Annotated in this window: 7 protein-coding genes, 1 tRNA gene and 1 pseudogene; 3 read left to right on the top strand and 6 right to left on the bottom strand. The window is 63.0% G+C overall.

Annotation, left to right across the window (positions count from 1 at the left end; all coding sequences use genetic code 11):
- The first annotated feature begins 29 nt into the window (after window positions 1-29).
- Window positions 30-106 (top strand) — tRNA-Asp (locus tag D769_RS18250).
- Between the two features lie 202 nt (window positions 107-308).
- Here D769_RS18250 and D769_RS18245 read toward each other — a convergent pair.
- The 6 genes from D769_RS18245 to trxA all read right to left on the bottom strand — a co-directional run bounded on the left by D769_RS18245 (window position 309) and on the right by trxA (window position 6,840).
- Window positions 309-1,658, bottom strand: coding sequence for an MATE family efflux transporter (locus D769_RS18245; RefSeq protein ID WP_008647956.1), 1,350 nt, complete (start codon window positions 1,656-1,658; stop codon window positions 309-311).
- Between the two features lie 75 nt (window positions 1,659-1,733).
- Window positions 1,734-3,518, bottom strand: a complete 1,785-nt coding sequence (locus D769_RS18240) for a 4-Amino-4-deoxy-L-arabinose transferase-like protein (protein ID WP_008647954.1) — start codon at window positions 3,516-3,518, stop codon at window positions 1,734-1,736.
- A gap of 154 nt (window positions 3,519-3,672) precedes the next feature.
- Window positions 3,673-3,933: a type B 50S ribosomal protein L31 gene (locus D769_RS18235; RefSeq protein ID WP_008647952.1), complete on the bottom strand. Its 261-nt coding sequence runs from the start codon at window positions 3,931-3,933 to the stop codon at window positions 3,673-3,675.
- Window positions 3,934-4,100: 167 nt separating this feature from the next.
- Complete coding sequence (locus D769_RS18230; RefSeq protein WP_008647944.1) at window positions 4,101-4,991, bottom strand: M90 family metallopeptidase; 891 nt, start codon at window positions 4,989-4,991, stop codon at window positions 4,101-4,103.
- Window positions 4,992-5,069: 78 nt separating this feature from the next.
- A complete protein-coding gene (rho, locus tag D769_RS18225) occupies window positions 5,070-6,332 on the bottom strand; it encodes a transcription termination factor Rho (protein WP_008647942.1) in 1,263 nt (420 codons plus the stop codon).
- A gap of 181 nt (window positions 6,333-6,513) precedes the next feature.
- Window positions 6,514-6,840, bottom strand: coding sequence for a thioredoxin TrxA (gene trxA, locus D769_RS18220; protein WP_008647939.1), 327 nt, complete (start codon window positions 6,838-6,840; stop codon window positions 6,514-6,516).
- Window positions 6,841-7,302: 462 nt separating this feature from the next.
- On the opposite strand from trxA, the gene D769_RS18215 reads away from it, so the two are divergent.
- On the top strand, window positions 7,303-7,578 hold the full coding sequence (locus D769_RS18215; protein ID WP_008647936.1) for a hypothetical protein: 276 nt from the start codon (window positions 7,303-7,305) through the stop codon (window positions 7,576-7,578).
- Between the two features lie 66 nt (window positions 7,579-7,644).
- Window positions 7,645-8,683: pseudogene (locus tag D769_RS18210) on the top strand (recombinase RecB); the annotation flags it as partial.

Genomic DNA, 8,683 nt, shown 5'->3' with positions numbered 1-8,683 from the left:
GAGCGAAGCTTCGGATAGCAACCGACAAAGGAGCGGTAGTTCAGTTGGTTAGAATACCGGCCTGTCACGCCGGGGGTCGCGGGTTCGAGCCCCGTCCGCTCCGCCAAATTAGAAATGCCCGCGCAAGCGGGCATTTTTTTCGTCTGTACGAAACGGAGCGAGCCATCTGCGCGGCACCTGGCCGGACTCGCAGAGATTCGCTTGCAAGCGAATCCGCAGCCTGTGGGATGTAGCCGAGTCCCGTCCGCTTCACCAAATTAAAAATGCCCGCATACGCGGGCATTTTTTCTGTGCGCCATTGATTGGGGTTATCCAACGCGACTCACGCGCATGAAGTATCGAACCAGCAGCGTTCCGGCAATTGCCAGGCTGATGCTGTTGGCCAACCAGAAGCCCGATGCGCCGCGAGTGAAGGCGGGCAGCGCATCGATCAGGCCGAAACCCATCACATAGCCGCCACCAAGCCCCACGCCCCAGAGTGAGCCGGCGTAAATCAGCGTCGGGATCAGCGCGATCTTGTACGCGCGCAGGATGAACGCGCTCATGACCTGTACAGCATCAAAGGCTTGATAGAACGCGACAAACAGCATCAGCGGCAATGCTTTGGCAATTACGGCCGGGTCGCTGACATAGGCATGCAGCAGCGGCTCGCGCAGCAGCCAGAGCAGCATGCCGGTCAGTAGCGAGAGTCCAGCGCCCAAGCGAATGCCACGCCAGCCGATACGCCGCGCGGCAGCCATATCGCGTGCGCCAATGGACTGCGCGACGAGCGTCGAGGTGGCGATGGATAGCGACAGCGGCATCATGTACGCCACGGCGCTGAGGTTGGCGATGATCTGATGCCCCGCAAGGGTATCGGTGCCCATGCGTGTGATGAAGATCGACATCAGGGTGAATGACGTGATCTCGATCAGGTAGGTGAGTCCCATCGGCAGCCCCAGGCGCAGAAGAGGCTGAATCCGGTCCCAGCGTGGCCACTCCCAACGCGTGAAGATCTCCAGGGACCGGTACGCCGTACCGCGCAGCAGGATCGCCAGTCCGGATAGAAACCATATCCAGCTGATCAGCGTGGATGCCAGCGCGCAGCCGGGCCCGCCCATCGGGGCGAGGCCATAACCGCCTTCGATGAACCAGGCATTGAGTGGAATCTTGAGTGCCAGGCCAGCGATCTGCAGCACCGTCACCATGACGGGGCGAGATAGCGCATTGTTCAGCGCCATGTAGATGCGAAACCCCAGCGCTGCGGGCAGGCCGTATGCGCCGATATGCAGATAATGCGATGCTTTTTCGACCAACTCGGGTGGTGCTTTGGCGAATTCCAGCAACGGTGCGGGAAACAGCAGCAACAGCATGCCGGGGATGGCCAGCGCCACGCCGAGCCATGCGGCCTGCCGTACCTCGGCGCCGATCTCCGCGGATCGGTTGGCGCCGTACAGCTGTCCCGCAACAGGCGCGAGCGCTTGCAGCACGCCCATCAGGCTGACGTAGACCGTGACATAGATCGATCCGCCCAAGCCGACAGCGGCAAGATCGGTGGCCGAGGCACGGCCGGACATGATGGTGTCGATGACACCGAACGCGATGACCGCCAGTTGTCCAACCAGCACGGGGGCGGCCAGATGGGTAATGCGACGAATATCTTGCAGCGCGCTGCTCATCGTTCTTCTAGGGTAGGGGCCGGCCGCGTGCCAGCGGGTGGCAACGCCGTCCGGATGCTACCGGGCGGCAGATGCTCAGGGCTGACGCGGCAGCCGGCGCTGAATTGTCGGCCGTGGCGGGGTGGTGTGCGACAAATCGACGAGCCGGTACATGCGGAAGCGCTCGTCACGGTCGGCGGGTCGGCGACCTTCCCAGATCAGGCGCCATTCGAAATGGGAGATGCTGCTCGGGGCGCCGTAGTCCACGGCATCATGCCGCAGCAGTATGTCGCAGCCGTCATCGGGACCGCCGAAACGGATATGACCGAAATAGGCAAACGAGGCAAGCTGCGCATCGCCCATGCGGATGGGCTGCACGCAGGTATAGGTGGACGGCAGCGCCAGTTGGGCGGCCTGTGCCACGTCTCGATAGGTCTTGCCGTAGTTGATGGACGGCAGCCACAGCGTCATCGCCATGACCCACATCAGCGTCGTGCCGGCGGCGGAAATAACCACGGGTCGCCAGATCTGTTTCGGCGCGCGTGACAGGCGCCAGCGCACGATCAACACCCATGCCACCGTCACCGCCAGCGCGATGATGACGGCGCTGATCGTGAACGTGTGCTGGAATCCGGGCAACTGACGGAATACGTTGCTGGCGATGCGTGGCGGCCAACCCGTGGTCTTCGCGACCCAGAGGAACCAGATCGTGCCGCCCAGGATCGTGAAGAACAGCAGCGAGAACCAGTCGATCGCGTTGATCGCCGCGCGTGGCAGCGTCGGAAGCGCGAAGGCAGCCAGAACGGCCATCGGCGGCAGCAGCAAGATGAACTGCACGTCTCCCGGGCTGCGCAGCAACACCAGCAGCACGAACAGCACGGCCAGGAACGACAGCGGCAGCGTCACATGGGGTGCCCGGCGCATGCCGCGCCACGACAGCCATGCAAAGGCGGCAATCGGCCAGACCGGCCACGAGAACAGGAAGAAGTTGCGTGCGATGAAGCCGGCGGCTGCCAGAGAAGGCGGGCCGTAGGTGTGGCGGTCGTAGCGAGCCCACTCGCGAATATAGGTCACCGCATCGTCCGTGACGGTGGCGCCGAAATATACCGTGGCTATCCATACGGCGATGATGAGGATGCCGAGCGGCGCCCCGATCGTCAGCAGCCGCATCAGCGGCAGCGGTCGGCAGATCAGTCCGGCAATGAGTGTCGCGGCAAGCAATACCAGCGGCAGGATCGGCCCGCTGGCCAGGCAAAGGGCGCCAAGCCCGACGCCGAACCAGAGGCTGCCCTGTACCGGCTTGTCAAGGCTGCGCACAAGGCCGTACAGGGTGAAGGCGATGAAGCAGACCTGGCCGACCTGTGCGGTGGTTTCGTGACCGCGCAACGCCAGGCCAACGCAGGCCAGGAAGATCAGCAGGGCCCCATCGGCGAGCGCGCGTCCGTAGGACCGCGCGTCAGGCTGACCGCCGAAGGCAAAGGCGAAGGGCTGCACCTCGTCGCGGCGGCCCAGCAGGTAGGTCGAGTACCAGACCAGTGCGCAGGTGGCGAAGTAGAACAGCGCGGTGGCGAGTCTTGCCGCATCCGGCGCGCCGAGCCAGCCGCCAAGCAGGCGGATCATGCCGCCGCCGATCCAGAATACGAGTGGGCCATCGTCGCTGTAGGGGCGGCCGACGATGTTCGGCATGAGCCAGTCCTGCAGGCCGCCGCTGCCGAGTTGCCACATCACGCCGAATCCGGCGGCATCCTCGTTTTTCCAGGGGTCGCGGCCGAACAGGCCAGCCAGTCCATAGATGATGCAGATCGCCAGCAGCAGTGCACGCGGGAGGGCACCGGTAGCAGCGGCAGTCAGATGGACGGGAGAAGTCTTGGCTTGGCTCATCGGCAGATGGTAAGGCATGTGACCCCGGCGCATGAAAATCGTCTTTTGGGGGCACAAATGCAAAGAGGCAGCCGATGCTGCCTCTTTGTCAGGTCGCGCGCCGCGGGAGCATCTGTCCTCTGGGCGCGGCGCTTGCTCGCATAAAGCGGGGCAATTACTTCTTGGCGGCGCCCAGCTTGCTGCCGAACTTCTGGCGGAACTTTTCGACGCGGCCGGCCGTGTCCATGATCTTTTGCGTGCCGGTGTAGAACGGGTGCGATTCCGACGACACTTCGATCTTGGCCAGCGGGTAGGTCTTGCCTTCGTGTTCGATCGTGTCCTTGGTCTGGATCGTCGAGCGGGTCACGAACTTGAAGTCGTTCGACACGTCGTGGAACAGGACTTCACGGTAATTCGGGTGAATGCCTTCTTTCATGGTGCTTCCTTTCAGGTTGGGTAGCCAGTCCGCTCGTCGTGCCGCAGGTCAGAATGCTTGCGGCGAGCGAACCACTTGCCGATAACGGGCAAACCGGGATTATGGCAGAAAATCAAGTGCAGGTGCAACAAACGAAATGGCGTCGTAGCTGGGCAACTGGCGATGTCTTAAGTGTCGCTTGCCGCATTCCCGGCTGGATTCTGCCGATAAAACTGGGCCAAGGCGTCATAAAGGGTAGGCCAATACCGTCGCAAACCAATAGGCTCGACAAAAAATGCTTCGGACGCCACTGCGAAGAACTCACTCGGCGCCTCGCAGCCATACGGGTCGATCACCTGCAGTCGGGGAGGCAGTCGATCGGGGTCGTCCCAGATATGGTCGGGCAAGGCGTCACAGGCCTCCGCGAAGGTATCGTATTCACTCAGGAAGGTCTCCGCCCACTGCTCGGCATCGACGCCCGGGTGCAGAACGCGCGAGAACGGCGGCACACCGTCGGCCTCGCCATTGAGCATGTCGAGCTTGTGGGCGAACTCGTGGATGACGACGTTGTACGTGTCTACCGGTAGTTCGTGTTCGCCATGGTGGGCATTCAGCCCGGCGCCGGGCGAGGCCACATCGGGCCATGACAGGATCACCGGGCCGTGTTCCCATGCCTCGCCACTGGCCTCTTCCTCGACGCCATGCACGAGACCGATGTCTTCGAAGCCGACGTCCTCCTGGACGGTCTTGCGAATTACGAACTCACCCGGGTAGAGCACAATGCCATGCCAGCCGCGATACCATTCGATGCCGAGCTTGAGGATGGGCACGCAAGCCTGCGCCGCCACGCTGACCACCATTTCATCGGTCAGCTCCATGTCGTGCGCGGTCGAGTATTCCTTGTTGGCGATGAACAGTGTGGCCAGCTCGCGCAATGCGGTCAGGTCCGCTTCGCTGTAGTGCTGCACGAAGGGCAGGGCAGCCACGGTCTGCGCCCAGAGGTCGTCGGGAATCGCGTAATGGGCGAGCTTGCGCGCCTTCGAGCGGGCGCGCAGGAAACTGGTCAGCTTTCCGAACATGGTTCTCGCGAGGGGGCGAAAGAAAAAAGGCGCACCCAAGGGTACGCCTTTTTATCAGGATGGACTACCGGCGCGGCATCAGCCGCCGCGGCGCATCAGGTCGAAGAATTCCGCGTTGTTCTTTGTCGGCTTCATCTTGTCCAGGATGAATTCCATCGCCTGCACTTCGTCCATGTCGGAGATGAACTTGCGCAGGATCCAGATCTTCTGGAGGATGTCCGGCTTGATCAGCAGTTCCTCGCGGCGCGTGCCCGACTTGTTCAGGTTGATGGCCGGGTAGACGCGCTTCTCGGCCAGGCGGCGCTCGAGGTGCACTTCCATGTTGCCGGTGCCCTTGAACTCTTCGTAGATCACGTCGTCCATGCGGCTGCCGGTTTCGATCAGCGCCGTGGCGATGATGGTCAGCGAACCGCCTTCTTCCAGGTTACGCGCGGCGCCGAAGAAACGCTTCGGACGCTGCAGCGCGTTGGCATCCACACCGCCGGTCAGCACCTTGCCCGATGCCGGCACCACGGTGTTGTAGGCGCGGGCCAGACGCGTGATCGAGTCCAGCAGGATCACCACGTCGCGCTTCAGTTCCACCAGACGCTTGGCTTTCTCGATGACCATTTCGGCCACCTGCACGTGACGGATCGCAGGTTCGTCGAACGTCGACGCCACCACTTCGCCGCGCACCGAGCGCTGCATTTCGGTCACTTCTTCCGGACGTTCATCAATCAGCAGCACGAACAGGTCGGCTTCCGGATGGTTGTTCGCAATCGCGTGGGCGATGTGCTGCAGCATCACGGTCTTGCCGGACTTCGGCGATGCCACCAGCAGCGCGCGCTGGCCACGGCCGATCGGCGCGATGATGTCGACGATGCGGCCGGTGATGTTTTCCTCGGCGCGGATGTCGCGTTCGAGCGTGAGCGGCCGGTTCGGATGCAGCGGCGTCAGGTTCTCGAACATGATGCGGTTCTTCACCGCTTCGGGAGGCTGCCCGTTGACCTTGTCCACCTTCACCAGTGCGAAATAGCGCTCGCCGTCCTTCGGCGTGCGCACTTCGCCTTCGATCGAATCACCGGTGTGCAGGTTGAAACGACGGATCTGCGAGGGGCTGATGTAGATGTCGTCCGTGCTGGCCAGGTAGGAAGTTTCCGGCGAGCGCAGGAAACCGAAGCCGTCGGGAAGAACTTCCAGCGTGCCGTCTCCGTAGATGGTTTCGCCCATCTTGGCGCGCTTCTTGAGGATCGCAAACATCAGTTCTTGTTTGCGCATCCGCTGTGCATTGTCGATCTCGAGCGTTGCCGCCATTTCGAGAAGCGCAGACACGTGAAGCGATTTGAGTTCTGTCAGGTGCATAGACGAGGGGTACAGAAGTGCCCGGACGGGCAAGAACAAGGAGAAGGGGGAAAAGAATGAGCGAACGCTCGGGGAAGTTGTTGGGTGGCATCATAGCACAATCCGGCCGGCGCGCCAGAGCTGGCGCACGCATGACCGGGTAGTGCATTCCCGGAGCCGTTCGGCCCCGGGCAGGTACAGCTTACAGCTGGCTGTCCAGAAACGCGGTCAGTTGCGACTTCGACAGCGCGCCAACCTTCTGCGCGGCCACTTGGCCGTTCTTGAACAGGATCAGCGTCGGGATGCCGCGAATGCCGAACTTGGCCGGCACTTGCTGGTTTTCATCCACGTTGATCTTGGCGACCTGCACCTTGTCGCCGTAGTCCTTCGCGACTTCGTCCAGGATCGGGGCGATCATCTTGCAAGGACCGCACCATTCGGCCCAGAAGTCGAGCAGCACGGGCTTGTCGGACTTGAGCACGTCGGCATCGAACGAAGCGTCGCTCACGTATTTGATTTGTTCGCTCATGGCGGGGAACCTCAGGTATCGCTCAGTTTATGTTGAAGGCGGACAACAGCTGTCGGCGCGATCCGCTACCTTACACGACATTGCGCGGACTCGCAGCGCGACGGCGCGCGGCAGGATGCGCCGCTGACGCCGATATGTTACCAGCTTCGCGAAAATCAAGTCCTCGCCAGAATCGGGATTTAGCCGGGGGCGGCAACAGTGGATATTGTGCCGTGTTGTGAATCGTTTTGCCGATGATAGTGTCAATCGCAGCAAGAGTTTCCAGCTATTGGCATCCCTTATTTGAGTTAATCTGCCGCGCCTTCGCGAAGGGGCCATGCGAGGCTTGCTCGTCGGCATGATCTAGAATGCACTTCGCGTATCCGCGCAATCCATGCGCAATCCATTCAGACAGACGTGACGCGCGAGTAGAATGGAATCGTGCGCATGTGACGCACAAACCGATTCACAACGCTATTGATCATGACGCCAGACTCCCGCAAGCCCAATCCGTCCGATGAAAGCCAGGCGGACCACCTGAGCGATGCGCTGCAGCATCTCAGCAGCGCCGTCGAGTCCGAGAGCATCGCCACCGGCGCCGCCAAGGGGCTGGTCTACAGTGTGATGGAAACGCTCGGCACGCTGATCGGCGACCCCGATTTGCCCGAGCACGCCCGCTCCGGCTATGAAGGCCTGCTGGAGACGGCGCGCGAACTGCGCGCCCGTCTGGAGGGCGGCAGCGCAGGCGACGACAACTAATCAAGACAAGATGTCTGTTCCGAGGGTCACGGGTTGCCCTCGGCCTCGACTCCGTCCCCGTTATCCATGACCCGACTCTCGTTTCCTCCCGGGCCGTCCTTTCTCGATCAGGCTGCAACGGCGACGTGGTATTTCCTGGATCACTGCGGCCCGGTAGCCGCTGGCGCGCACATCGTCGTGCCGACGGCTGCGCAGATTCCTGGCGTGCGCCAGGCGCTGGATGCCGCTGCGCGTGCCGCTGGGCAGCCCCGTTTGCTACCGCGCGTGCTGACGCTCGGGCACTGGCTGCTGGACCTTCCCCCCGACCTTGCTACCGACCCGACCCCCACGCGTGGCCATGCCGCGCGGCTGCTGGCAGTGCAACAGGCGATTCGCTCGCAGGATTGGCTGCGGATTGCCTTTGGCGCCCAGACAGAGGGGGCGGCATGGGGACTGGCGCAGACGCTGCTATCGATCAGCGACGAACTGAGCGCGCGCTGGCTGGAGGACGCTGCGATCCGCGGAGACGATGATCTCGAGGGCGACGGTAGCGACGATAGCGATGAGCGGGCGGCGCTCCTGCAAGGCGCGCTGCAACGTACTTATGCGCACCTGTCCGAACGCTTCCTCGGACAGGAGGCGCAGATCGTGCTGGCCTTCTGGCAAATGCTGTCGGGGCCGGACGATCCGCTTCCGGCACGGCGCCGGGCGCTACAGCGCCTGGCGCAGCAGGTTGCAGCGCCGGTGGTCTGGATTGGCCCGACACCGCCGGAACCGGTTGAAGCCAGATTCCTCGCGCAGGCCGGCGAACTCGTGCCGACGCTCGAAGTCGGCTACGACTGGACCGGCGCATCGGAAGCGGGGGGCGAGCCCGACTGGTATCGGACGCTGCTTGCGCTGTGGCCCGAGGCCCGGCGCGACGGGGACAGTAGTGCCGACAGCGAACCGTCCGCGGCACCGCTGGCCTTGCCCGTTGCGTTGCCGGCCGAACGTCCGCGCGTCCGCGTTATCGGCAGCGCGCGCTTCGAGGATGAAGCCGCCGCAGCAGCGGACCAACTCGTGCAATGGCTCAACGAAGGCCGCAGGCATGTGGCGCTCGTGGCCCACGACCGAGTCGTGGCCCGCC

It is taken from the genome of Cupriavidus sp. HMR-1 (assembly GCF_000319775.1).
In the GTDB taxonomy this organism is placed as follows: Bacteria; Pseudomonadota; Gammaproteobacteria; order Burkholderiales; family Burkholderiaceae; genus Cupriavidus; species Cupriavidus metallidurans.
The sequence above is the reverse complement of the archived record's forward strand: the minus strand, read 5'-3'. Positions and strand labels throughout refer to the sequence as shown.